General features: G+C 73.1%; 17 protein-coding genes. 6 read left to right on the top strand and 11 right to left on the bottom strand.

Features of this window, described 5'->3' with window-relative positions; translation table 11 throughout:
• Positions 1-27: 27 nt before the first annotated feature.
• From GVV04_RS12530 to GVV04_RS12515, 4 genes are all read right to left on the bottom strand, one after another.
• Entirely contained in the window at positions 28-2,481 is a 2,454-nt protein-coding gene (locus GVV04_RS12530; protein ID WP_161687723.1) for a glycoside hydrolase family 2 protein, read from the bottom strand.
• Positions 2,478-3,389 (bottom strand): carbohydrate ABC transporter permease, encoded by a 912-nt coding sequence (locus GVV04_RS12525; RefSeq protein WP_161687721.1) that lies wholly within the window; start codon positions 3,387-3,389, stop codon positions 2,478-2,480. The genes GVV04_RS12530 and GVV04_RS12525 overlap by 4 nt, the downstream gene beginning before the upstream one ends.
• Positions 3,386-4,402: a carbohydrate ABC transporter permease gene (locus GVV04_RS12520; RefSeq protein ID WP_161687719.1), complete on the bottom strand. Its 1,017-nt coding sequence runs from the start codon at positions 4,400-4,402 to the stop codon at positions 3,386-3,388. The genes GVV04_RS12525 and GVV04_RS12520 overlap by 4 nt, the downstream gene beginning before the upstream one ends.
• Before the next feature lie 101 nt (positions 4,403-4,503).
• Positions 4,504-5,787 (bottom strand): ABC transporter substrate-binding protein, encoded by a 1,284-nt coding sequence (locus tag GVV04_RS12515; protein WP_161687717.1) that lies wholly within the window; start codon positions 5,785-5,787, stop codon positions 4,504-4,506.
• Between the two features lie 377 nt (positions 5,788-6,164).
• Here GVV04_RS12515 and GVV04_RS12510 point away from each other — a divergent pair, with 377 nt between their 5' ends.
• Positions 6,165-7,184 (top strand): LacI family DNA-binding transcriptional regulator, encoded by a 1,020-nt coding sequence (locus tag GVV04_RS12510; RefSeq protein ID WP_161687715.1) that lies wholly within the window; start codon positions 6,165-6,167, stop codon positions 7,182-7,184.
• 33 nt (positions 7,185-7,217) lie between these two features.
• Here the strand turns inward: GVV04_RS12510 and GVV04_RS12505 are convergent, their stop codons facing one another.
• Complete coding sequence (locus GVV04_RS12505) at positions 7,218-9,833, bottom strand: putative bifunctional diguanylate cyclase/phosphodiesterase (protein WP_407938786.1); 2,616 nt, start codon at positions 9,831-9,833, stop codon at positions 7,218-7,220.
• Between the two features lie 255 nt (positions 9,834-10,088).
• Between GVV04_RS12505 and GVV04_RS12500 the strand changes: the two genes are divergently transcribed.
• Entirely contained in the window at positions 10,089-10,451 is a 363-nt protein-coding gene (locus GVV04_RS12500; RefSeq protein WP_161687713.1) for a PH domain-containing protein, read from the top strand.
• 80 nt (positions 10,452-10,531) lie between these two features.
• Here the strand turns inward: GVV04_RS12500 and GVV04_RS12495 are convergent, their stop codons facing one another.
• Positions 10,532-11,128, bottom strand: a complete 597-nt coding sequence (locus tag GVV04_RS12495) for a TetR/AcrR family transcriptional regulator (protein WP_161687711.1) — start codon at positions 11,126-11,128, stop codon at positions 10,532-10,534.
• A 182-nt stretch (positions 11,129-11,310) separates the two neighbouring features.
• Here GVV04_RS12495 and GVV04_RS12490 point away from each other — a divergent pair, with 182 nt between their 5' ends.
• Positions 11,311-12,516, top strand: a complete 1,206-nt coding sequence (locus tag GVV04_RS12490) for a YbfB/YjiJ family MFS transporter (protein WP_161687710.1) — start codon at positions 11,311-11,313, stop codon at positions 12,514-12,516.
• Between the two features lie 82 nt (positions 12,517-12,598).
• Entirely contained in the window at positions 12,599-13,273 is a 675-nt protein-coding gene (locus GVV04_RS12485; protein ID WP_161687708.1) for an alpha/beta fold hydrolase, read from the top strand.
• A gap of 86 nt (positions 13,274-13,359) precedes the next feature.
• Here the strand turns inward: GVV04_RS12485 and GVV04_RS12480 are convergent, their stop codons facing one another.
• The gene (locus tag GVV04_RS12480; protein ID WP_161687706.1) at positions 13,360-14,286 is read right to left on the bottom strand and encodes a 2-hydroxyacid dehydrogenase; all 927 of its coding nucleotides are present in this window, start codon (positions 14,284-14,286) and stop codon (positions 13,360-13,362) included.
• 239 nt (positions 14,287-14,525) lie between these two features.
• Here GVV04_RS12480 and GVV04_RS12475 point away from each other — a divergent pair, with 239 nt between their 5' ends.
• Entirely contained in the window at positions 14,526-15,701 is a 1,176-nt protein-coding gene (locus GVV04_RS12475; protein ID WP_161687704.1) for a PQQ-dependent sugar dehydrogenase, read from the top strand.
• A gap of 94 nt (positions 15,702-15,795) precedes the next feature.
• Positions 15,796-17,379, top strand: a complete 1,584-nt coding sequence (locus GVV04_RS12470; RefSeq protein WP_161687702.1) for a metallophosphoesterase — start codon at positions 15,796-15,798, stop codon at positions 17,377-17,379.
• A gap of 588 nt (positions 17,380-17,967) precedes the next feature.
• On the opposite strand, the gene GVV04_RS12465 is transcribed toward GVV04_RS12470, so the two are convergent.
• The 4 genes from GVV04_RS12465 to gatC all read right to left on the bottom strand — a co-directional run bounded on the left by GVV04_RS12465 (position 17,968) and on the right by gatC (position 23,733).
• A complete protein-coding gene (locus GVV04_RS12465; protein ID WP_161687700.1) occupies positions 17,968-20,325 on the bottom strand; it encodes a transketolase-like TK C-terminal-containing protein in 2,358 nt (785 codons plus the stop codon).
• 117 nt (positions 20,326-20,442) lie between these two features.
• Complete coding sequence (gatB, locus tag GVV04_RS12460) at positions 20,443-21,942, bottom strand: Asp-tRNA(Asn)/Glu-tRNA(Gln) amidotransferase subunit GatB (RefSeq protein WP_161687698.1); 1,500 nt, start codon at positions 21,940-21,942, stop codon at positions 20,443-20,445.
• Positions 21,943-21,955: 13 nt separating this feature from the next.
• Positions 21,956-23,431 (bottom strand): Asp-tRNA(Asn)/Glu-tRNA(Gln) amidotransferase subunit GatA, encoded by a 1,476-nt coding sequence (gene gatA / locus GVV04_RS12455; protein ID WP_161687696.1) that lies wholly within the window; start codon positions 23,429-23,431, stop codon positions 21,956-21,958.
• On the bottom strand, positions 23,428-23,733 hold the full coding sequence (gene gatC, locus GVV04_RS12450) for an Asp-tRNA(Asn)/Glu-tRNA(Gln) amidotransferase subunit GatC (protein WP_117666131.1): 306 nt from the start codon (positions 23,731-23,733) through the stop codon (positions 23,428-23,430). The genes gatA and gatC overlap by 4 nt, the downstream gene beginning before the upstream one ends.
• Positions 23,734-23,853 lie beyond the last annotated feature (120 nt).

Raw genomic sequence — 23,853 nt, 5'->3', positions numbered from 1 at the left:
CGTGGATGGTGCGCCGGCCCGCTCCCTTCAATTGACCGTTCGCAGAACGGGCCGAGTAGTCAGGGCGTTCACGTCGAACTGGTGCGGCGAGCGGACAGTGAACGTCGTCGACTCGCCCGGCAGCAGCGTGACCAGCGCGTCGTCGACCTCGGTGGCCGGGTCGAGCCGGTCCGGGAACAGGGTCAGGTCGCGCAGGATCGTGCGGGCGATAACCCGAACCCGCACACCACCGTCGAACAATTCGGCCGTGGCGTCGTAGTCGGCCGCCGGCCAGGGGATGTCCCTGTCCTCGGCGAAGAACCAGAACGCCCGTTCGGCGCTCTCCCCCGCCTCGGCCACCAGCAGCTCCCGCCGGGCCTCCTCCGGCCGGGCCAGGTCCGCCGGCAGCGCCAGCTCCACCGTCCCGTACGCCGACACGTCGAGGTCGTACGTCGTCTTCGCCCTCGGCTCGCCGGCCAGGGTGAGCCGGGTGACCGTTGCGGGGGCCCGCCACGGCCGGCCGGTCTCGTTGACCGCCACCAGGGCCAGCCCGCCGTCGCGGGGCTGGACGGTGAGCAGCCGGTCGGCGTACGCCCGGCGCAGCGCGTACCACAGGGGTTTGCGGCGGCCGTCGCCGTCGATCGCCGACCAGGAGGTCACCGGCCAGCAGTCGTTGAGCTGCCAGACGATGGTGCCCATACAGACCGGCCGGTGCGAGCGGAAGTGCTCCACCCCGAGCTGGATGGCCCGGGCCTGGTTGAGCTGGGTGAAGTAGTGCCACTCGTCGAAGTCGGCCGGCGGCGGCAGGTGCGCGTCCAGGCCGCGCTGGAGCTTCGCGTCGCCGTCGGCGGCCTTCTGGTGGTGGGCCATGCCGGGCGAGTCGGGCGCGAGGGGGTCGTCGGAGATCGCCCGGCGCAGGGTCGCGTACGCCGGGGGCGCCTGGTAGCCGAACTCGGCGACGAACCGGGGGACGTACTCGCGGTATCTGGTGTAGTCGTCGGTGTTCCACACGTCCCAGATGTGGGTGGTGCCGTGCGCCGGGTCGTTCGGGTGGATCTCGTCGCTGCCCGACCCGTCCGACCCGCCCGACCAGGGGCTGCCCGGCCAGTACGGGCGGGTCGGGTCCAGCTCGGCGACGATCCGGGGCAGCAGGTCGAGGTAGTAGCCCCGGCCCCAGGTGCGGCCCGCGAGGGGCTCCTGCCAGTCCCAGTCGTGCCAGCCCCAGATGTTCTCGTTGTTGCCGGTCCACAGCACCAGCGACGGGTGGGCGGCCAGCCGGGTGACCTGCTCGCGCGCCTCGGCCTCGACCTCGGAGCGGAACGGCTCCTCCTCCGGGTACGCCGCGCAGGCGAACAGGAAGTCCTGCTGGACGAGCAGCCCGGCGGCGTCGGCCAGCTCGTAGAAGTCCTCCGACTCGTACCGGCCGCCGCCCCAGACCCGCAGCAGGTTGATGTTCGCCCCGGCCGCCTGGTCGAACCGCTCGGCCAGCCGCTCCCGGGTGACCCGGTTGGGGAACGCGTCGTCGGGGATCCAGTTGACGCCGCGCACGAACACCGGCACGTCGTTGACGTGCAGGGCGAACGCGGAGCCGTGCTCGTCCGGGGCGGCGTCCAGGCGGACCGTGCGGAAGCCGATCCGCCGGGACCAGGCGTCCAGCTTCCGCCCGTCGACGGCGTGCAGGGTCACCGTGAGGGGGTGCAGCGGCTGGTCGCCGTACCCCCGGGGCCACCACAGCGCGGGGTCGCGGACCTCGACGGCCAGCGCGGCCGTGCGCTGTCCGGCCGCCACGACGGCCTCGGCGGCGACGCCCGCCACCTCGGCGCGGACGGTGACCGGGGCGTCGGCGGCGCGCTCGACCTCGACGCGCAGCTCGACCCGGCCGACGCCGTCGGCGACGGTGACCAGCGGGCGGACGGCCGCCAGCCGGGCCGTGGACCAGGCGTCCAGGGCGATGTCCTGCCAGATGCCGGCGGTGACCACCGTCGGCCCCCAGTCCCAGCCGAAGTTGCAGGCCGTCTTCCGGATGAAGTTGAAGGGCTCCGGGTACGCGTTGGGCCGGTCGCCGAGCCGGTCCCGGTGCGCCTCGGCGTAGCGGTAGGCGGAGTCGAACCGGACGGTCAGCGTGTTGGCCCCCGGCCGCAGCGCGGAGGTGACGTCGAACCGGTGGCCACGGTGCATGTTCTCGGCGCGGCCGACCTCGACCCCGTTGAGGGTGACGGTGGCGACCGTGTCGAGGCCGGCGCAGGCCAGGTCGACCCGGTCGGCGTCGCCCGGCGGCGCGTCGAAGGTGTTCTCGTACACCCAGTCGGTGCGCCCGATCCAGGCCAGCGCCGCCTCGTTGTCGTCCAGATACGGGTCGGGGATCAGGCCGGCGGCGAGCAGGTCGGTGTGCACGCAGCCGGGCACGGTCGCCGGGACCGCCCGGTCGACGATCTCCGGCGGCACCTGCGGGCCGGGGACGGCCCGCAACACCCACCCCTCGGACAACGATTGCCGGGTCACGACTTCACCGCACCTTCCATGATTCCGCGGACGATCTGGCGGCCACCGACGACCAGCATGATCAGCAGGGGCACGGTGGCGACGAACGCCCCCGCGAGCACCCGCCGGTAGATCACGTAGTTGCCGCTGGCCAGGTCGGAGATGGCCACCATCGAGGTGGGAAAATCGGTGCCGCTCAGCGTGATCAGCGGCCACTGGAAGTCGTTCCAGGTGCCGACGAAGGTGAGCAGGCCGAGCACGGCCAGCGCCGGTCGGATCGCCGGCAGCACGATGTTCCAGTAGACGCGCATCGTGGTCGCGCCGTCCATCCGGGCCGACTCGACCAGCTCATCGGGCACGGTGTTGAGGATGAACTGCCGCATGTAGAACACCCCGAACGCGGTGACCAGGCCGGGGGCGATGACCGCGAGCAGGGTGCCGTTCCAGCCGAGCTTGCCCATCACGATGTAGAGGGCGACGATGCCGAGCTGGTTGGGCACGGTGAGGGTGAGCACCACGAAGAGCATCAGCCACCTGCTGCCTTTGAACCGCAGCTTCGCGAAGGCGAACCCGGCCAGCGAGCAGAAGAACAGCACCGAGGCGGTGACCGCCGTGGAGACGAGGGCGCTGTTGACCAGGCCGGCGGCGAAGTAGACGTCCTGGAGGGAGAAGACCTCGTCCAGGTTCGTCATGAACCGGTCGCCCGGGACCACCGCCGGCGGGATCTTCGCGAGCGCCTCGTCGTTGCTGGTGGCGATGACGAACATCCAGTACAGCGGGAACGCGGAGAGCAGGATCGTCGTCGCCAGCAGCAGGTACGTCCAGACGCCGGCGGCGGTGTCCTGCGGGGCCCGGCCCGTCAGCCGCGCCCGGTTGCGCCCGGGCGGCCCGGCGTCGGCCGCCCGGCGCACGGTGTCGACGGCGCTCATTGGCGACCTCCGGACAGGCGGTTCGTCAGCAGAGTGTTGATGCCGGCGACGACGAGGATGATCAGGAACAGGGCCCAGGACATCGCGGCGGCGTACCCGAGGTCGAGGTCCTTCCAGCCGACCTTGTAGATGAGCTGGGCGATGGTCTGCCACTCGCCGTTCGGGCCGCCGGTGGCCGCCTGCGCGTTCAGGTCGAACAGCATCGGCTCGGTGAAGAGCTGGAGCCCGCCGATGGTGGAGAGCACCACGGTGAAGACGACGACCGGCTGGATCATCGGCACGGTGATCCGCCAGAGCTGCCGCCACGGGCCGGCGCCGTCGATGGCCGACGCCTCGTAGACGTCGCGCGGGATGGACTGCATCGCGGCCAGGTAGAGCAGCGCGTTGTAGCCGATCCACTTCCAGTTGACCATGGTGGCGATGGCGATCCAGGAGTGGAACTTGTCGGCCCGCCAGTCGGCCGGGGCGTCGCCGCCGAGGCCCACGAGGCCGAGCAGCCAGTTGGCCATGCCGAAGTCGCGGGAGAAGAAGACGCTGAACACCATGGTCGAGGCGACCAGCGGGGTGACGTACGGCAGCAGGATGCCGACCCGCCACCAGGTCTGCGCGCGCAGCTTGCGGTTCAGCAGCGAGGCGACCACCAGGGCGAGCAGGAGCTGCGGCACCGAGGAGAGCAGGAAGATGCCGAAGGTGTTGTAGAGCGCGTTCCAGAAGTCCTCGTCGCCGAGCAGCTTCGCGAAGTTGTCGAAGCCCGCCCACGGCGGCAGGGTCGGGTCGTCGAGCCGGTAGTTCCGCAGCGAGACGACCCCGTTGAAGATCAGCGGAAAGAGCCCGAAGACTCCGAAGATCAGGAAGAACGGGGCGATCAGCAGGTACGGCATGTAGCGCATGTCGAAGCGGTACAGCCGGTTGCGCCAGGTGAGCCGCCGCTGGTCGGCCCCGGAGCCGTCGGCGCCGCGCTTGCGCGGGGTACGACGGCCCGGCGGGGCGGGCGCGGCACGGGTGGAGGACATGGGACGCTCCTGGGCCGAGGTGGACTGTCTCCGGGGCGGGACGCCGGGCGGTGGCGGCAGGGCGGCGGGGCGGGGCGGCCCCGCCGCCGGTCATCGGATCGTCAGGACCTGCCGGCCTTCTCGGCCTCCTTGACCGCCTCCGCCCAGGCGGCGTCCGGCTTGAGGGTCTTGTTCTCCACCCGCTTGATGACGTTCTCCACCGCGACGCGGGTCGGGCCGTTCTTCTTGCCCAGGTACTGCGGGGTGAGGCCCTGCGCCATCTTCGGGAAGATCTGCCCGACGGGCGCGTCGTTGAAGAACGGGTTCTTGAACTCGGCGATGGCCGGGTCGGAGTACAGGGCCGGCTGCGACGGCAGGTTGCCGACCTTCTTGAAGACCTCGATCTGCTGCTCCGGCTGGACCAGCCACTCCAGCAGCTTGTACGCCTCGTCGGCGTGCTTGCTCTGCTTGGGGACGGTCAGGAACGACCCGCCCCAGTTGCCACCGCCGCCGGGCACCGCCGCGATGTCCCACTTGCCCTTGGTGCCGGGGGCGGTGTCCTTGATGTGGCCCAGCATCCACGCCGGGCAGGCGAGGACGGCGAAGGCGCCGCTGGTGAAGCCCTTGTCCCAGTCGGCCTGGAAGCTGGTCAGGTTGGCCGAGATGTCGGCCTGGAGGGCCTTGACCGTGTAGTCGAAGGCGACCTTCGGGCCGCCCTCCATCTGGAGCTGCTCCTGCTCGCTGTAGAAGCCGGTCTGCTGCTGGCCGAGGACCGGGTTGAACAGGTTGGTCCCGGCGTCGAGGAACTTCTTGTTCGTCTTGGCGGTGTACTGCTGGCCGACCTCGATGAACCGGTCCCAGGTGGGCCAGAGCGCGGAGACCTGGTCCCGCTCGGTGGGCAGGCCGGCGGCCTTGAACAGGTCGGTGCGGTAGCACATGGCCAGGCCGCCGACGTCGGTGCCGAGGCCGATCTGGGTCTTGCCGTCGGCGGACAGCGACTGCTTCCACTTCCACGGCAGGTACTTGCTCTCGTACTGCCCGGCGCCCTTGTCCAGCAGGTTGACGAACTTGTCGGACTGGCTGCGGAACTGGACCATGAAGCCCTCGTCGATGGCGGCGATGTCCGCCGCGCCCGAGCCGGCGACCAGCTTCTTCTGCAGGTCCTCGTGCTGCGCGTTGTACTCGCCCGAGTTGAGCTGGATCTTGACGTTCGGGTGTGCGGCCTCGTACCTGGTCTTCAGGTCCTGGAGCCCGAAGTCGCCCCAGAAGTTGATCTTCAGGGTGACCGCGCCGCCACCCGCCTCGTCGCCGCCGCTGGCGCTCTTTCCGCTGCACGCGGCCACCACGGCCAGGCTGACCGCGCCCACGGCGACCGCGCGGGCCCAGTGGGTCCAGGACCGTTTCATGTCATCCTCCGAGCAAGATGGGAACGCTCCCGACATCGAGAGACGTCGACTGAACCGGATAAGTGAAGCCACCGTACGATCCCGTCTCCGCGGTGTCAACGAACGGTTAAGCCCGGGGACGTTCCGTAACTTCCGGCCGCATGGGAGCGCGACCACTCGTGGTTGACCGCTCCGCAGCATCCCGATCGGCGACAGCGTCACCCGCGCCCGGCCGACGACCCGTATCCTTAACCGGGCAAGCAATCCGTTCGGTCGCGCGGCGAGGCGGCTCCGGCCCGGTCACCCGCCGGGCCGGTTGCAGTAGCGTGAGGGCCGCCGGTCACCCGGCGCCGTGACACCCGCCCGGGGCGGGCCCAGCAAGTGGAGGAGACACGCCGGTGAAGCGGCCGACCATCGCCGACGTCGCGCGGCGGGCCGGGGTGTCCAAGGGCGCGGTCTCGTACGCGCTGAACGGGCAACGCGGCGTCTCCGAGGCGACCCGACAGCGCATCCTGGCCATCGCCGCCGAGATCGGGTTCAGCCCGAGCAGCGCCGCGCGGGCGCTCTCCGGCGCCACCGCCAAGGCGGTCGGCCTGGCCCTGTGCCGCCCGGCCCGGATCCTCGGCATCGAGCCGTTCTTCATGGAGCTGATCAGCGGCGTCGAGGCCGAACTGTCGGCCCGGTCGTACGCGCTGACCCTCCAGGTGGTCGCCGACCAGGACGCGGAGATCGCGGTCTACCGGCGCTGGTGGGCCGAGCGCCGGGTGGACGGGGTCTTCGTCTGCGACCTGCGCACCGACGACCGGCGGGTGCCGGCGCTGGAGGAGCTGCAACTGCCGGCCGTGGTGATCGGCGGCCCCGGGCACACCGGCTCGCTGGCCAGCGTCTGGTCCGACGAGGCCGCGGCGCTGGCCGAGACGGTGGAGTACCTGGTCGCCCTGGGTCACCGCCGGATCGCCCGGGTCGGCGGCCTGCCCGCGCTGCTGCACACCGAGATCCGCAGCGACGCGTTCACCGAGGTGTGCGGGCGGCTCGGGCTCGACGAGTCGGTCACCGTCTGGTCGGACTACACCGGCGAGGAGGGGGCCCGGGCCACCCGGCGGCTGCTCAGCTCGCCGAACCGGCCCACCGCCGTCATCTACGACAACGACGTGATGGCGATAGCGGGGCTGTCCGTGGCCCAGGAGATGGGCCTTCAGGTCCCGGGCGACCTGTCGATCGTCGCCTGGGACGACTCCCCGCTGTGCCAGCTCGTGCACCCGCCGCTGACCGCCCTCGGCCGGGACATCCCCGCGTACGGCGCGCACGCCGCCCGGCAACTGCTCCGGGTGATCGCCGGCGAGCCGACCGGCGAGCTCCAGGACGAGACCGCCCACCTCACGCCCCGGGGCAGCACCGCGCCGCCCCGGGTCAGGTGAACCGGTTCAGCATCGCTCGCCGGCACCGACCCCTCACCGGGACGCGGACGGGAACTCCTCGAAGTACGCCTCCACCCGCTCGGCCGTCGCCGGGCGGGCCAGCGCGAAGCCCTGCCCGTAGCGGCAGCCGGCCCGGCCGGCGGCGTCCGCCTGGGCCGGCGTCTCCAACTGCGCGGCGACGATCTCCAGGCCGAGCCGGTCGCCGAGGCTGACCACCACGTCGACCAGTTGGTCGGCCCCGCCGGCCCGGTGCGGGGCCAGCTTGAGCAGGTCGATGGGGAGCCGGCGGAGCTGGGCCAGCGAGGCGTGCGCCGCCCGGAAGTCGTCCAGCGCGGTGCGCACGCCGAGCGAGCGCAGCCCGGCGAGCCGGGCCACCGTCGTCGACAGCTCCGCGCCGATGCGCGGCTCGGCCACCTCGATCACCAGCCGCTCCGGCGACAGCCCGTGGGTGGCCAGCACCGCCGCGGCACGCTGGAGGAAGTCCGGCGCGGCCAACTCCCGAGGGGTGACGTTCACCGACATCCAGAGCTGCCAGCCCCCCGTTGACCAGTCGGCCAGTTGGCGGCAGGCCCGGTCCAGCACCCAGCGGCCCACCTCGCCGACGAGGTCCAGGTCCTCGGCGACGGGCAGCAGCTCGGCCGGGAGCACGGTGCCCAGCACCGGGCTGCGCCAGCGCAGCAGCGCCTCGGTGCCCACCGGCAGCCGGTCGGCCAGCCCGAGCACCGGCTGGTAGACCAGGTCCAGCTCGCCCCGCGCCACCGCGCCGGGCAGCTCCCGCTCCAGGTCGAGCCGGCGGACGAGCTGCTCCTCCAGGTACGCGTCGTACCACTCGATCCGGTCCCGGCCGAGCTGGGCGGCCCGCCGTCGGGCCAGGTCCGCCTGGCGCAGCACGTCGTCGGCAGCCGCGCCGGGGATCTCGGCCAGGCCGATGCTGGCCTGCAACCGGACCTCGTCGCCCGCCACCCGGTACGGCTCGCCGAGCGCCTCCAGCAGCCGGGTGCCCAGCGCGTACGCCAGCACCGGGCCGACGGTGGTGACCACGCCGAACTCGTCGCCGACCAGCCGGGCCACCAGGTCGTCCGGGCCGACCGCCGCGCGCAGCCGGCGGGCCACCTCCACCACGACCACGTCGCCGACCGCGTGGCCGCGACCGTCGTTGACCGCGCCCAGGCCGTGCAGGTCCACCACCAGCAGCGCCCCCGCCCCGGCCCGCCGGGCGGCCAGCTCGCGCAGCAGCTCGCGCCGGTTGGCCAGCCCGGTGAGCTGGTCGGTCGCGGCGAGCTGGTGCACCGCGCGCTCCAGCCGGCGACGCTCGCCGACGTCACGCACGTACAACGCCAGCGCGTGCACCTCGGGCACCTCGCGCTGGTCGCTGATCGTGGACTCGGTCTCCCGCCACACCCCGCGCCCGTCGCGCATCCGGGCGGCCAGCAGCGTCGGCCGGGTGCCGGCGCGCACCCCGTCGAGCAGCAGCGCGGCGCGCGGGACGTCGGCGGGGTGCAGCAGGTCGGCGAAGGGCCGGCCGAGCACGTCGGCATCAGTCAGCCCGAACAGCCGGGTCGCGGCCGGCGACTGCCAGCACACCCGCAGCGCGTCGTCCAACAGCAGGATCAGGTCGTCGCCGCCCGAGACCAGGGCCCGGAAGTACGCCTCCTGGGCGGCGAGGCGGGCGGCGAACCGGCGGTTGTCGGTGGCGGTCATCAACTCCCGGACCACCAGCGGCGGGGTCACCGCCAGCCCGAGCAGGATCGCCCCCGGCGTGAAGTCGCCGTGCGCGTAGAGGTGCCCGCCGGCGGCCAGGGCGGCGATCGCGGCCGGCGCGCTGACCCGGGGCCAGACGGGCGTCGGGCCACCCGGGCGGCGCGGGTCTCCGGCGGCCACCCGGCGGACCCCGTCGGCGGTGAGCAGCGCCCCGACCACCAGCGGCCCGACGGTGGCCAGCAGGGCCCGGTCCGGGGCGTCGTAGGCGAGCAGCACGATCAGCGCGAGCAGGCCGAACTGGGCCGCCCCGGCGCCGAGCAGGCAGATCGCCGAGCCCGGCCGACGCCGCCAGTCGGCCAACACCGCGACGCCGATGGCCGCGAGGCCGAACCCGCCGGTCACCACCGCTACCCGGGCTGCCGGCGGGGTATCCCCCGGCGGCAGCAGCACCCAGGCGGCGAAGATCAGACTCAGGCCCAGGCTGACGATGTCGACCACGCGGCGGACCCGGGCCCGGTTCGGCAGCCGGCTACGGCCGGGCAGCAGGAGCAGCCCGCCGGCGTGCAGCAGGGCGGCGACCCCGAGACCGGCCGCGCCGACGGTCACCCGCAGGCCGGTGCCGACGAGGGGGAGCACCGCGACGGTCAGCCCGACCGTGGCCACCGCCGCGTCGAGCAGCCCCGCTGCCGAGCGGCAGCGGATGGCGCGGCGGCCGGCCTGGTCGGGGCCGCCGCCGGGCGGCCCGGCGTACCGGGCGGGCACGGCCAGCAGGGACAGCCGGACGCCGGCCAGGACGCTGCCGGCGGCGCCGGCGAGGGCCACCGCGGCCAGCGGCGGGATCGCGCCGGCCAGGCCGGCGAGGGCGAGCAGCGCCGCCGTCGCCAGCACCAGCAGGTCGGCGGGACGCGGGAGGCTGTGGGAGGCGCCGGGGGGATACGCGACGGACACGGCGATCGCCTTCGTGAGGGGGCACGGGCGGTGCGGTACGACGGTGCGGGTTGCGGTCGGCGGCGTCGCCCGGAGTGGCGGTCCGGGCGTGGGCGCGACTGGTTAGCCGGCCCAACATGGTGAAACGACCCATCGTCACCACAGGAAACGGCCACCAGGCCGTGAACATGAGTGATTCAGGTCACTTCCATGGCGCCGATCACCTGCGCCCCGCCCGCCCGGGGCCCGGCCCCGCCCAGGTGGGACCATCAGGGGGTGAGCAGCGCCGAGACCGTCCGCTTCCGCCCCAACCAGGCGATCCTGGTCGCGGCGGTGATCGCCTTCATCAGCGCGCTGCCGTTGGCCGCCGCCGGGTGGTACTTCCTGCCGGTGCTGCTCGTCCCGCTCGCCGCCGCCGTCTGGGCCTGGCGCTCCGGCACGGAGGCGGACGCCCGGGAGCTGCGCCTGCGGGCGCTGACCGGGCAGCGCCGGATCGGCTGGGAACGGATCGTCGAGCTGACCGCCGACGCCCGGGGCCGGGCCGTCGTCCGGCTCGACGACGGCGAGTGGCTGGTCCTGCCCGCGGTACGCGGCACCGAGCTGCCCCGGCTCGTCGCCGTCACCGGCCAGACCCTTTAGCTTCGCCGGCGAACCCCGTAGCTGGCACTTGGCGCTGACGGGCCGTCACCGAGCGGTCGTCGACCAACCGATGCGATGCGTCAAGCTTCAAGGCTGGTTCGGACGGCGGACAGCAGCGTAAGTGCGGCACGGCGAGCGTGCTCGCCCGCGCCGACTGCGTCCTGATGTGCGGCGACGACGGTCGCACCCTCTACCAGCATGAGCAACTGCCGCCCCAGAACATGCGGATCGGCGGCTCCGGCGCGGCTGGCGATTCCGGTAAGAAGTTCGAGGTAGCGGCCCAGGTGACGCGCGGTGATGGCACGTACCGCCTCGACATGGTGCTGGGCGGCGGCGTTCAGCATCGCGCAGCCGCGGAAGACGGGCTCGTCGTACCACTTCTGCAGGACGTCGAACACCGCGCCGAGCTGGTCGGCGGGTTCTTCCCCGGCCGCCGCGACGGCACTGGCCAGCCAGCTCACCACCCGGTCGCTACGCACCTCCAGCACGGCCTCCACCAGCGCATCCTTGGTGCCGAAGTGCCGGTACAGCGTCTCCTTGGACACCCCGATCCGAGCGCATAGCTCGGCGACCCCGATGCCGTCGAGCCCACGCTCGTACAGCACAGGGGTGGCCGCTTCGAGGATGGTCGCGCGGGTGCGCTCCGGATCGATCGTCGAGCCCTTGGCGACTGGCATGGCACAGATGGTACCGATCGGTTCGGCCAGCTGCTAGCATCTGAGATCGTACCGATCGGTTCGATCTTTGGAGCTGCCATGCCAGACCTTCTCGTCACCGGTCCCCGGAGCGATCGGGTCGCTTCGGCTGCCCGGCCGATCCCGTCCCGCGGCGGCCGGTCGACCTCACTGGCGCAGGAGCGATGAGGTCACCGGTCCTGCGCCAGGGGGTATGGCAGGCGGCGCGACTGGCTCTGGGCACCGCCGCGGCCCTCGGGCTCGCGCGCTTCGCTTACGGGCTGCTGCTGCCGGCCATGCGTGACGACCTGCACTGGAGTCTGGCCGAAGCCGGGGCGATGAGCACCGCCAACGGAGTCGGCTACCTCGTCGGCGCGCTGGTGACCGCCCCCGTCGTACGCCGCGTGGGCACCGCCGCCTTCCGTTGGGGGATGGCACTCACTGCCGTGGCGCTGGCCGCGACCGCGATCGGCGATGACTTCCTGACCCTGGTCCTGGCGCGAGCGGCGGCCGGGGCGGCGGGGGCGGTGGTGTTCGTCACCGGTGGTGTGATCGCATCGCGCATCGCCGCCCGCGTCGCCTCCAGCGTGCCCATCACCGTGTACTTCGCGGGCACCGGGTTGGGCATCGTCCTCAGCGGCGCGACGATCCCGGCGCTAGGGGACCACTGGCGCCTCGCCTGGGTCGCCCTGGGTGTCGCCGCCGGGGCGGCGACGCTGGTCAGCTGGGCCGCCGCGGGTACGAAGCAGGACGCGCCAGCCCGCACCGCAGGACGGGCACGGGTACGCCCGCTGTGGGGAATCGCCCTGGCCTACCTCCTGTTCGCGACGGGTTACATCACCTACATCACCTTCCTGTCGGCCTACCTCGCCGACCGGCACGCCCCGATCGCGCAGGTGGTGCTCACCTGGACGGCGCTGGGTCTGGCCGTCGTCGCGGCGCCCGCCCTGTGGAGCCGCCCGACCACCCACTGGTCCGGCACCCGGGCCCTGGCCACACTGCTCGGCGTCCTGGCTGGTGGCGCGGCACTGGCGCTGGTGGCGCCCACGCCGCCGGTCATCCTCGCCTCCGCGATCGTCTACGGGGCGACGTTCATGGGCGTACCCGCCGCCGTCACCGCGCTCATCCGGGCCAACACCCCGCCCACCGACTGGACCGCCACACTGGCGGCCTTCACCATGCTGTTCGCCGTCGGTCAGACCGCCGGCCCCTGGATCGCCGGGATCGTCGCCGATCACACCTCGACCGACGCCACCGTGGCGTGGACCGCGGTCCTGTGCGCCGTGGCAGCCGGGATCGCCGCCACCGCAGGCCGTTTCCGCACCCCCACGACCACCACGGAGCGCGACCCGGCGTCACCGAGGCAGCCGCCTGAGGTCCGGGTCCCGTGATTTCGCATCCAGATCCCCTGCGGCCAGCGGCACCTCGGCCGCGTACGAGACACACAGTTCAACAACGACAAGGAGCAGGATCGTGGCAACGTTCGTCCTCATCCCCGGCATGTGTCATGGCGGCTGGACTTTCGCTGAGCTCACCGAACAGCTCCGCGCCCAAGGGCACCGCGTCCACCCGCTGACCTTGACCGGGGTCAGCGAACGCAGCCACCTGCTGCACGCCGGAGTGAACCTCGAAACGCACATCCAGGACGTGATCGGCGTGCTCGCGGCCGAGAACATCCAGGATGCGGTGCTGGTCGGCCACAGCTACGGGGGAATGGTGATCACCGCTGTCGCCGACCGCATGCCCGAAGCGGTGGATTCCCTGGTGTACCTGGACGCCGTGGTGCCGGCGAACGGCGACTCCTGCTTCGACCTGGTCTCCGACAGGGAGCGGCAGTGGTACCTGGACGTGGTGGACAACGGCTACGCGGTACGGCCGCTGCCGTTCTTCGACGCGCGGGCGACACCTCATCCGCTCGCCTCGCTGCTCCAGCCGCTACAGCTGACCAGCGACCTCACCAAGATCCGGCGCAGGGTCTACGTGTACGCCGCAGGGTGGCCCGGCGAGTCCCCGTTCAGCCCCTTCTACCTTCGGCTGCGTGAGGATCCTTCGTGGACGACGCACGCACTGGACAGCGGGCACAACCTCATGCGGGACGCGCCGAAGGACCTGTTGAGAATTCTGCTCGAGGTCGTTGAACCGCGCTGATCATCGAGGATGCGACAACCAGAATCCGCGACTCAGACCGGCTGATCGAGACAGGGGATAGCGGCATGGACCGGCCCGGGGACGGGTCAGTAGCCGTCCGAGACCGCGTTGATCAGCGGCTGGCCGGCGGCGAACCGCCGCACCTGCTCCCCCACCAGCCGGTACGCCCGGGGCAGCAGGCCGCGCACCGAGCCGGCGACGTGCGGGGTGAGCAGCACGTTGGGCAGCCCCCACAGCGGGTGGTCGGCGGGCAGCGGCTCGGGGTCGGTGACGTCCAGCGCGGCCCGCAGCCGGCCGGAGGCCAGCTCGGCGACCAGCGCGTCCGTCCGGGCCACCGGGCCGCGCGCGGCGTTGACCAGCAGCGCGCCGTCGGGCATCGCGGCGAGGAACTCCTCGTCGACCAGGCCCCGGGTCGCCTCGGTGAGCGGCACCAGCAGCACCACCACGTCGGCCTCGGGCAGCAGCGCCGGCAGCTCGCCGACCCCGTGCACCCCCTCGGCGGGGCGGGCCGTCCGGGCGACCAGGGTGAAGGTCACCTCGAACGGCGTCAGCCGGGCGCGCACCGCCGCCCCGATCGAGCCCGCCCCGACGATCAGCACCCGCTTGCCGGCCAGCTCGTCGGTCGGGCAGACCTCGTCGTACGCCCACTCGCGGCGGGACTGGGCCACGGCGAAGGCGGGGAAGCCGCGCAGCTGGGAGAGGACGGCGGTGGCCACCCACTCGGCGGTGCCGGAGTCGTGCACCCCGCGCGCGTCGCAGAGCGTCACCCCGGCCGGGACCCGGCCGACCCAGGCGTCGGCCCCGGCGGAGAGGAGCTGCACCACCCGCAGGTCGGGCAGCTCGCCGAGCAGGGCGGCGGCGTCCCCGCCGGACAGGAACGGGGGCACCCAGAACCGCACGTCGGCCGCGTCGGACGGGAGGCGGGACGGCGACTCGGCCACCTCGACGGTGACCCCGGGCGGCACGTCACCGAGCAGGCCGCGACCGGCCGGGTGCGGAATCCATACCTTCACGCCCGTGGACGATAGCCGCCCGGCGATGCCCGTCCCCCGCCGGTGCGGGCCGAACCACCCGATGGCGGGGCCCGGAGGGCGGTGACGGGCCGGACCACCCGATGGCGGGGCCCGGAGGGCGGTGACGGGCCGGACCACCCGGTGGCGGGGCCTGGGAGGTGGGGCGGGGCCTGGGAGGTGGGGCGGGGCCACCGCGCGGCCCCCGCGCAGGACCCCTCCGGGCGGCTAGGCTGGGCAGGGTGAGCCCCCGTCGCCCGTACCCCCGGAAGACCTCTGTGCGCGCGGTGGCCGCGGCGTCGTGCGCGGCGCTGCTGCTGGCCGCCGCCGGATGCAGCTTCGGCGAGCCGGACCCGGACCCGGCCGGCGAGCCGCCGAACCTGCCCACCCCGTCCGCCTCCGCCCCCGGCGGCGGCACCGGCCAGCAGGCGGTCGCCACCGTGCTGGCCAAGGGCCTGCGGGTGCCGTGGGGGATCGCGTTCCTGCCCGACGGCGGCGCGCTGGTCACCGAGCGGGACAGCGGCCGGATCCTCCAGGTCGGGCCCGGGTCAGGGCGGGACGGGCTGACCGTCACCGCCGTGCAGACCGTGCCCGACGTCGCGGCCGGCGGGGAGGGCGGCCTGCTCGGCATCGCCGTGTCCCCCCGCTATGCGACGGACCGGACGGTCTTCGTCTACCACACCACCGAGCGGGACAACCGGATCGTCAAGCTGGAGCTGGGCGGTCGGCCGACGCCGGTCCTGACGGGCATCCCCCGGTCCGGGACCCACAACGGCGGCGGGCTCGCCTTCGGCCCGGACGGCTACCTGTACGCCAGCACCGGCGACGCCGGCAACCGGGAGTCCGCGCAGGACCGGAAGAGTCTCGGCGGCAAGATCCTGCGGATCACCCCGGACGGCAAGCCGGCCCCGGGCAACCCCTACCCGGCGTCCCCGGTCTGGTCACTGGGGCACCGCAACGTGCAGGGTGTCGCCTGGGACGCCGGCAAGCGGATGTACGCGGTCGAGTTCGGCCAGAACACCTGGGACGAGATCAACCAGATCACCAAGGGCGGCAACTACGGCTGGCCCCTGGTCGAGGGGAAGGCCGGCGACAAGCGGTACACCGACCCGCTGGTGCAGTGGAAGACCTCCGACGCGTCCTGCTCGGGCCTGGCGGCGACCGACCGGCTGCTGGTCACCGCCTGCCTGCGCGGGCAGCGGCTCTGGCTGGCCGAGCTGACCGACACCGGCACCATGCTCGGCCAGCCCCGGGAGCTGCTCACCCGCAAGTACGGTCGGCTGCGGGCGACGGTCGTCGCGCCCGACGGGTCGATCTGGGTCACCACCTCCAACCACGACGGGCGGGGCGAGCCGGCCCCCGAGGACGACCGCATCCTGCGCCTGGTCTTCTCCGACGGCGGCGCGGGGCGTGGCTAGCCGCGACGCGTAGCGGCCGTAGCACCCGGCCCGCGCGGCGCGGCGGAATCCAGGGTTTGCCAAGATCCTTCATTGGGCAGGTCAGAATCTCAACATGGACGGCCAGGAGCACGAACAGCGAAAGACCGGGGACGCCGACACCCCGGCGACCGGTCGCGGCCGGCGCTGGGCCCTCCGGCGCCGAGGCGGGGACGCTTCGCCCGGCCGGGGCCTGGCCCTGGCCCGCCGGGTGGGCGTGGCGCTCGCCGTCGTGGCGATCGCCCTGGCCGGGGTGGTGATCGGCACCTTCGCCGGCGGGCGGGTGCAGACCGACATCGGCCCGTTCCGGGCCGAGCTGACCCTCACGCCCGCCCTCACGGGCGGCACCACCGTCGACATCCCGCCGCTGGGTGCCCTCAAACTGGACAGCCACGACGGGCCGACCCACCTGACCGTGGGGCTGGGGGCGCTGGACCAGCGACGCACCGAGGCGCTGATCGGCGACCCGGCGAGCATCAGCCGGGCCAGCCAGTCCGCCGTCACCGACGTCCGCACCGGGGTGATGCGCCTCGGCCTGCGTACCGTCGGCGCGACGCTGCTGGTCACCCTGCTGCTGGCCGCCCTGGTCTTCCGGGACACCCGGCGCACCGCCTGGGCCGGAGGGCTGGCCCTGGCGGTCACCACCGGCAGCCTCGGCCTGGCCGCGTCCACCCTCCGCCCGCAGGCCATCGAGGAGCCCCGGTACGAGGGGCTGCTGGTCAACGCCCCGGCGATCGTCGGTGACGCCCGGAAGATCGCCAACGACTACACCAAGTACGCCGAGCAGCTCCAACGCCTCGTCGGCAACGTCAGCCAGCTCTACACCACCGTGTCCGCCCTGCCGGTGTACGAGCCGGCACCCGGCACCACCCGGATCCTGCACGTCTCCGACATGCACCTCAACCCGACCGGCTGGCAGCTCATCCGCACCGTCGTCGAGCAGTTCGGCATCGACGTGGTGATCGACACCGGGGACCTCACCGACTGGGGCAGCGAGCCGGAGGCGTCCTACGTCGCATCGATCGGGCTGCTCAAGAAGCCGTACGTGTACATCCGGGGCAACCACGACTCGGGGAAGACGGCGGCCGCGGTGGCCCAGCAGCCGAACGCGATCGTGCTGAACAACTCGACCACCACCGTCGCCGGGCTGACCATCGCCGGCATCGGCGACCCCCGGTTCACCCCGGACAAGGAGACCTCGCCCGCCGGCAGCGGCCTGACCAAGCAGGTCGCCGACCAGGTGATCGGGGCCGGCGACCAGCTCGCCACCACCGTCCGGAACTCGCCCACGCCGGTGAACATCGCCCTGGTGCACGACCCGGCGTCGGCCGGGCCGCTGTCGGGCACCTGCCCGCTGGTCCTCGCCGGCCACAGCCACGCCCGGCAGGTCTCCAAGCTGCCGCAGGTGCCGGGCCAGATGCCCACCCAGCTCATGGTGGAGGGGTCCACCGGCGGGGCCGGGCTGCGCGGCCTGGAGGGCGAGAAGCCCACCCCGCTGTCGATGACGGTGCTCTACCTCGACAAGGACAAGCTGCTCCAGGCGTACGACGACATCACCGTCGGCGGGACCGGCCAGTCGCAGGTCAGCCTGGAACGGCACGTCGTGCGGGACCCGAAGGCCGGCGCGGAGGTCCCCGTCACCCCCACCCCGACCCGCTAGCGTGTGTCGAAGTCGTCGACGGAGCCCACCCTTTGGTGGCGACGATGTGCGCGGTGGCGTCCGGGGTGCAGGGCAGCCTGTCGTGGCGTGATCGTCTGCTGATTTGTGAGACGACACGCCGGGCGAGTTCTCCAAAATCAGCAGACGATCGTGAAGCCCACCCCACCCCAGGGGCGGGGCGGGAACGCCGTCGCCGACCGGCGGGCAACCCCGCAGCGCCCCCTTTGCACTGCTGCCCCCGGCGCAACGCTCGCCGAGCGTGACGGTTCTGCCGACCCCTACGTGCCGCCACCCGACCCGAAGCGACTGCGCGACGCTGGTGCTGGTCGTTGCACGGCAGTGCTGGTGTTGCGGTGGCGGCAGCAGAGCAAAGGGGCGAGGTGGCACTACCCGCCCGGCACCCCAGCCACTCGGACGGCCGGCCCGCTTTCCCACCTCACCCGCCCACCCACATCGGCCAGGGCCGACAACATGGTCAGGGCTTTCGGCGCAATCCATCGATCAAGCGACATCCACCGCATTTACCCCCATGCGGTGGATGTCGCTACGGTGCCCTGAGCGCGGCGGGCCGGGGACGGCGGCAACGGGTCAGCGCAGGGACAGGGCGGCCAGGGCGGCGTTGACGATGCTGCCGGGCAGCAGGTCGTGCAGCTCGTACAGCTCGCGGACGCTGCCGGACTGGCCGAACTCGTCCACCCCCAGCGGCACGGCGTGCGCGCCGAGGGCCGAACCGAGCCAGGCCATCGCGTGCGAGGCGGCGTCGTGCACGGTCACCACCGGCACCCGGTCGACGAACGCCGACCGCAGCGCCCCCGGCACGCTCGGCACGGTGGCCGTCCGCACGCCTTGGCGCAGGGTGCGCTGCCAGGCCCGGTAGAGCCGGTCCAGGCTGGTCACGTCGACCACGTGCGCGGCGATGCCCTCCTCGGCCAGTTCGGCGGCGGCGGCCAGCACCTCGGGCAGCACCGCGCCGGACGCGGCGAGCTGCACCACCGGGGCGTCGGCCAGGTGCGGGTACGCCTCGTGCGCGTCCACCAGCCGGTACGCCCCGGCGACCGCCTGCCGGCGCAGCACCGCGTCGCCCAGCCGGGCCCGGGCCGCCTCGAAGGGGGCCTGGTCGATCGGGCGGGTGCTGAGCCGGAAGTAGTACGCCCCGTCCTCGGCCGGCGCGGCGGTGGTGGCCGGCACGCCACCGGCGGCGATCTGCCCGATCGCGTCGCAGAGCAGCCAGTCGAGGGTGGCCGCGTACGCCGGCTCGACGAAGGTGACCCCGGGCAGCTCCAGCCCGACCGAGGCGGTGATCGTCGACTGGTGTGCGCCGCCCTCGGGGGCGAGGGTGATGCCCGACGGGGTGCCGGCGACCACGAACCGGGAGCCGGAGTATGTGCCGTACAGGAACGCGTCGAGGCCGCGCAGCACGAACGGGTCGTAGACCGTGCCGACCGGCAGCAGCGGCTGCCCCGACAGGTCCCAGGACAGGCCGAGCTGGCCGAGCAGCAGGAACAGGTTCATCTCCGAGATGCCCAGCTCGATGTGCTGGCCCGACGGGCTCTCCGTCCAGCGCAGCATCCGGTCCTCCGTCCAGGACCGCTGCGCGGTCGGGGCGAACACCCCGGTCTTGTTGATGAACCCGGCCAGGTTGGTGGAGGTGGCCACGTCCGGCGCGGTGGTGACCAGGTACGGGGCGATGTTCTCGTCCCGGGCCAGCTCCACCAGCACCCGGCCGAAGACCTCCTGGGTGGAGACGGGCTTGTTGGCGCGTACCCGGGTGGTCTCCGGAACGGTGACCGGCAGCGCCCGCTCGCGGGGCGCGCGGGACAGCGCCTCGCGGCGCTCGCCGGCCCGGATGCCGGCCGGGGTCGCTGGGTCGAGGCGGTCCCACTCGGTCTCGGCGGTCAGGCCCTGCGCGGCGCGCAGGGCGTCGACCTGCCCGGTGGACAGCAGCGCCGAGTGGTTGCGCGGGTTGCCGGCGATCGGCAGCCCCCACCCCTTCACCGTGTACGCGAAGACCACACTGGGCCGGTCGGTGACCGCGTCGCACTGGGCGTACGCGTCGAGCATCGCCGCGAGGTCGTGCCCGCCCAGGTCGGTGACCAGCGGACCCAGCTCGTCGTCGGCGATGTCGGCGATGAGCTCGGCGATCCCGGCGGGCGCCCCGTCGAGGAACTGCGCGCGCAGCGCCGGGCCGGCCAGCCCGAACAGCGACTGGTACTGCTCGTTGGGCATCGCGTCGATCCAGTCGCGCAGCGCCTCCCCGCCCGGCCGGGCGTACGCCTGGGCGAGCCGGCGGCCGTACTTGACCTCGACGACGTGCCAGCCGGCGGCCTCGAACTGGCCGCGCCACTGGTTGATCCGCACCCCGGGGACGACCCGGTCCAGCGACTGACGGTTGAAGTCGACCAGCCACATCACGTTGCCCAGCCCGTTGGTGGCGGGGTCGGCGACGGCCTCCCAGATGTTGCCCTCGTCCAGCTCGGCGTCGCCGATCAGCGCGACGAACCGGGAGTGCGGGCGCTCGCCGAAGTGGGCGTCGACGTACCGCCGGGTGACGGCGGCGAACAGCGGCGCGGCGGCGCCGAGGCCGACCGAGCCGGTGGAGAAGTCGACGCCGTCCGGGTCCTTGGTGCGCGACGGGTACGACTGGAGGCCGCCCCGGGCCCGCAGCCTCGGCAGGTACGACCGGTCCAGGTTGCCCAGCAGGTACTGGACGGCGTGGAAGACCGGGGAGGCGTGCGGTTTGACCGCCACCCGGTCCTCGGCGTCGAGATGGGCGAACCACAGCGCGGTCATCGCGGTGACCAGGGAGGCGCTGGACGCCTGGTGGCCGCCGACCTTCACCCCGTCGCCGGTGTCCCGGTCGTGGTTGGCGGCGTCGACGATCCGGGTGGCGAGCCAGAGCACCCGCCGCTGGATCTCGTCGAGGACATCGAGGTCGTGCTGGTTCACGGTGGCTCCATCCGGGCGTCGCCGTTGACGCCCTCGCGAGGGGGGTGCGGGGGCCGCGTACTCGAAGAGGCGGGAAGGCCGCCGCCGGGTCCCGGCGGCGGCCTTCCCGGTCGGGGCTCAGCCCTGGGCGCCGAGGCGCTCCAGGATCAGCTCGCGGACGGTCTTGGCGTCGGCCTGGCCCCGGGTGGTCTTCATGACCGCGCCGACCAGCGCGCCGGCCGCCGCGACCTTGCCGCTGCGGACCTTCTCGGCGACGCCGGGGTTCGCGGCGATCGCCTCGTCCACGGCGGCGGTGAGCGCGCCGGTGTCGGAGACGACCTCCAGGCCCCGGTTGGCCATGATCTGGGTGGGTGAGCCCTCGCCGGCCACCACGCCCTCCAGGACGGTCCGGGCCAGCTTGTCGTTGAGCTTGCCGGCGTCGACCAGCCCCTGAAGCTCGGCGACCTGGTGCGGGGTGGCCCCGATGTCGGCCAGCTCCACGCCGGTCTCGTTGGCCCGGCGGGACAGCTCACCCAGCCACCACTTGCGGGCAGCGGCGGGGGTGGCCCCGGCGGCGACGGTGGCCTCGATCAGCTCGACCGCGCCGGCGTTGAGCACCGACTGCATGTCGGCGTCGGACAGGCCCCACTGCTCCTGGAGCCGGCGGCGGTGCAGCCGGGGCAGCTCCGGCAGGGCGGCCTTCAGCTCGGCCACCCACGCGGCCTCCGGGGCGAGTGGGACCAGGTCCGGCTCCGGGAAGTACCGGTAGTCGGTGGCGGTCTCCTTGGACCGGCCCGGCCGGGTGCCCCCGGTGTCCTCCTGGAAGTGCCGGGTCTCCTGGACGATCCGGCCGCCCGCGTCGAGCACCGACGCCTGGCGCAGCATCTCCGAGCGGACCGCCCGCTCCACCGAACGCAGCGAGTTGACGTTCTTCGTCTCGGTGCGGGTGCCCCACTCGGCGCCGGGCAGGTTGAGGGAGGTGTTCACGTCGCAGCGCAGCGACCCCTCCTCCATCCGCACGTCGGATACGCCCAGGGAGCGGAGCACGTCGCGCAGCTCGGTGACGTACGCGCGGGCCACCTCGGGGGCGAGCGCGCCGATGCCGGGGACCGGCTTGGTGACGATCTCCACCAGCGGGATGCCGGCCCGGTTGTAGTCGACCAGCGACTCGGTCGCGCCGTGGATGCGGCCGGTGGCACCGCCGACGTGCAGCGACTTGCCGGTGTCCTCCTCCAGGTGCACCCGCTCGATGCCGATCCGGACCAGCTCGCCGTTCACCTCGACGTCCAGGTAGCCCTCGAAGCACAGCGGCTCGTCGTACTGGCTGATCTGGAAGTCCTTCGGCATGTCCGGGTAGAAGTAGTTCTTCCGGGCGAACCGGGACCACGGCGCGATCGAGCAGTTCAGCGCCAGGCCGATCCGGATCGTCGCCTCGATGGCCGCCTTGTTGGCCACCGGCAGCGAGCCGGGCAGGCCCAGGCAGACCGGGCAGACCCGGGTGTTCGGCTCGCCGCCGAAGTCGGTCGGGCAGCCGCAGAACATCTTGGTGTTCGTGCCCAGCTCGACGTGGGTCTCCAGGCCGATCACCGGTTCGTAGCGCGCAACGACGTCGTCGTACGCGGGCAAGGTGGTCGTCATCGGTGCTCCTGCCTCACAATGCCGGTGGGGTGAACGTGCCGACCGCGGACTCCAGCGCGGCGGCGACCCGGTACATCCGGTCGTCCGCCATCGTCGGGGCCATCACCTGGAGGCCGACCGGCAGCCCCTCGGAGAGGCCGCACGGCACCGAGATGCCCGGCCCGCCGTACAGGTTCGTCGGGATGGTGAACAGGTCCGCCAGATACATCTGGTACGGGTCGGCGGTGCGCGCGCCGATCGGGAACGCCACGAACGGGGTGGTCGGCGAGATCAGCGCGTCGACCTGCTCGAAGGCGGCGGTGAAGTCCCGGGTGATCAGCGTCCGGACCTTCTGCGCCTGCCCGTAGTAGGCGTCGTAGTAGCCCGACGAGAGCGCGTACGTGCCGAGCATGATCCGGCGCTTGACCTCGGGGCCGAAGCCGGCCTCCCGGGTCAGCGACATGACCTCCTCCAGCGACCGGTTGCCGTCGTCGCCGACCCGCAGGCCGAACCGGACGCCGTCGTAGCGGGCCAGGTTGGAGGAGCACTCGCTCGGGGCGATCAGGTAGTACGCCGGAAGCGCGTACTTGAAGTGCGGGCAGGAGACCTCGACGATCTCGGCGCCGAGCTTGGTCAGCGCGTCGACCGACTCGTGGAACGCCGCCATCACACCGGGCTCGGCGCCCTCGCCGACGAACTCGCTGACGATGCCGAGCTTCACGCCGGTCAGGTCGCCGGTCGCGCCGAGCCGCGCCGCCGCCACCACGTCGGGCATCGGCTGCGGGATCGAGGTGGAGTCGCGCGGGTCGTGGCCGCCGATCGCCGCGTGCAGCAGCGCCGCGTCGAGCACCGTACGCGCGCACGGGCCCGGGGTGTCCAGCGACGAGGAGAAGGCCACCAGGCCGTACCGGGAGGTGCCGCCGTAGGTGGGCTTCGCCCCGACGGTGCCGGTGACCGCGCCGGGCTGGCGGATCGAGCCGCCCGTGTCCGAGCCGATCGCCAGCGGCGCCTCGTACGCCGCGATGGCGGCGGCGCTGCCGCCACCGGAGCCGCCCGGGATGCGGTCGAGGTCCCACGGGTTGTGGCTCGGGCCGTACGCCGAGTACTCCGTGGAGGAGCCCATGGCGAACTCGTCCATGTTCGTCTTGCCGAGCATCACCGTGCCGGCCGCCCGCAGCCGCTGCACGATCGTCGCGTCGTACGGCGGGCGCCAGCCCTCAAGGATCTTCGACCCGACGGTGGTCGGCACGCCCTTGGTGGTGAGCACGTCCTTCACGGCCACCGGGACGCCGGCCAGTGGGCCCAGCTCCTCCCCGGCCGCCCGGCGCTCGTCGACCGCGCGGGCGGCGGCGAGCGCGCCCTCCGTGTCGACGTGCAGGAAGGCGTGCACCCGGCCCTCGACGGCGGCGATCCGGTCCAGGTGGGCCCGGGTCACCTCGACGGCCGAGGTCTCCCCGCCGGCGACGAGACCGGCGATCTCGACGGCGGTCAGCTTGGTCAGGTCAGTCACGACGCCACATCCTCGTCCAGGATCCGCGGGACGCGGAACCGCTGTTCCTCCGCGTCGGGCGCGCCCGACAGGGCCTCCGCCGGGGTCAGGCCCGGCACCACCACGTCCTCGCGCAGCACGTTCGTCAACGGTACGGAGTGGGAGGTCGGCGGGATGTCCGCCGCGGTGACCTCGCCGACCTGGGCGACCGCCTGGAGGATCGTGTCGAGCTGGCCGGCGAAGGTGTCCAGCTCCTCCTCCGTGACGGCGAGCCGCGACAGTCGCGCCAGGTGCGCGACCTCCTCGCGGGAGATGGCGGCCATCAGTGCCCCCTTCGTGGCTGTCGTGCTGGTTTCTGGCGGGTGGCCCGCCGCGCGTCGGGATGACGATGACGTGCGGTGACCGGAGCGAGTCTATTGTCCAGCACCGGCCCGGCGTCCCCG

The sequence above is a fragment of the Micromonospora rubida genome, assembly GCF_009908295.1.
Lineage (GTDB): Bacteria > Actinomycetota > Actinomycetes > Mycobacteriales > Micromonosporaceae > Micromonospora > Micromonospora rubida.
Note: the sequence above shows the minus strand (reverse complement) of the source record. Positions and strands in the feature narration are given on the sequence as shown.